Raw genomic sequence first — 1020 nt, forward strand, 5'->3', positions numbered from 1 at the left:
TGTATCCGTGAGGGCGGGCCCGCCCCCTGCGTTAAAAACCCGGAAAACCGGGGTTTTGCCCCGTTGTTGGCCCGGCCAGGCGGTACTTTCTACAATAGAGGCTCTTTACCCGTTTTACCAACAGGCCTGCCGCCCGGCCGCCCCCGAAAGCCCTATGTCCACCGTGGAACTCTCTGCCGCCCCGCTTGTCCAGCAGGGCTCCTTCCTGACCCTGCACTACCGCATGGCAGGCCCCGCTGTGGATGGAAAACCGGGCGCCGACATCATCAACACCTTTGACGGCAAACCCGCCACGCTGAGCCTGGGCACGGGCGAACTGTCGCCGGCCATCGAGCAGCGCCTGCTGGGCCTGGCCGAAGGCACGCGCACCACGTTCGAGCTGCCCGCCGGCGAGGCCTTTGGCGAGCGCAACCCGGAGCTGGTGCAGTGGGTTGCGCGCAAGCTGCTCAATGAACTGGGCGATCCGGACGAGCAATACAAGGTCGGCGATGTGGTGCAGTTCCCCACGCCGGACGGCATGGGCCAGTACGCGGGCGCGGTGCAGCAGATCAAGGAAGGCGGCGACGCGGTGCAGTTCGACTTCAACCACCCGCTGGCGGGCCAGCCTGTGGTGTTTGAAGTGCAAGTGATTGGGGTGTTATGACTGAATCCAAATTGATGCCCCAGGAAATACTGCTGGCCGAGCCCCGCGGTTTCTGCGCCGGCGTAGACCGCGCGATTGAAATCGTCGAGCGTGCCTTGACGAAATTCGGCCGGCCGATTTATGTTCGCCACGAGATCGTGCACAACACCTACGTCGTCAATGACCTCAAGGACAAGGGCGCGATCTTCATTGAAGAACTCGACGACGTGCCCCCGGGCGCCACGCTGGTCTTCAGCGCCCACGGCGTGAGCCAGGCCATCCAGAAAGAAGCCGAGCGGCGCGGCTTCCAGATTTTTGACGCCACCTGCCCGCTGGTGACCAAGGTGCACGTCGAAGTCGCCAAGCTCAACAAGGAAGGCTACGAGTTCATCATGATC

At 63.0% G+C, this 1020-nt stretch carries 1 protein-coding gene and 1 pseudogene; both read left to right on the top strand.

All coding sequences use genetic code 11. The features are described 5' to 3' along the window. Positions 1-154: 154 nt before the first annotated feature. On the top strand, positions 155-643 hold the full coding sequence (locus O9335_RS12530) for an FKBP-type peptidyl-prolyl cis-trans isomerase (protein WP_298388568.1): 489 nt from the start codon (positions 155-157) through the stop codon (positions 641-643). Between the two features lie 14 nt (positions 644-657). Beyond that, positions 658-1020 (top strand): annotated as a pseudogene (ispH, locus tag O9335_RS12535) (4-hydroxy-3-methylbut-2-enyl diphosphate reductase); the annotation flags it as partial.

The sequence above is a fragment of the Inhella sp. genome (assembly GCF_027532025.1).
Lineage (GTDB): Bacteria > Pseudomonadota > Gammaproteobacteria > Burkholderiales > Burkholderiaceae_C > Inhella.

Excerpts from the sequence above, each read along its gene's own strand:
- O9335_RS12530 (WP_298388568.1), top strand. The coding sequence starts at position 155 with ATGTCCACCGTGGAACTCTCTGCCGCCCCGCTTGTCCAGCAGGGCTCC.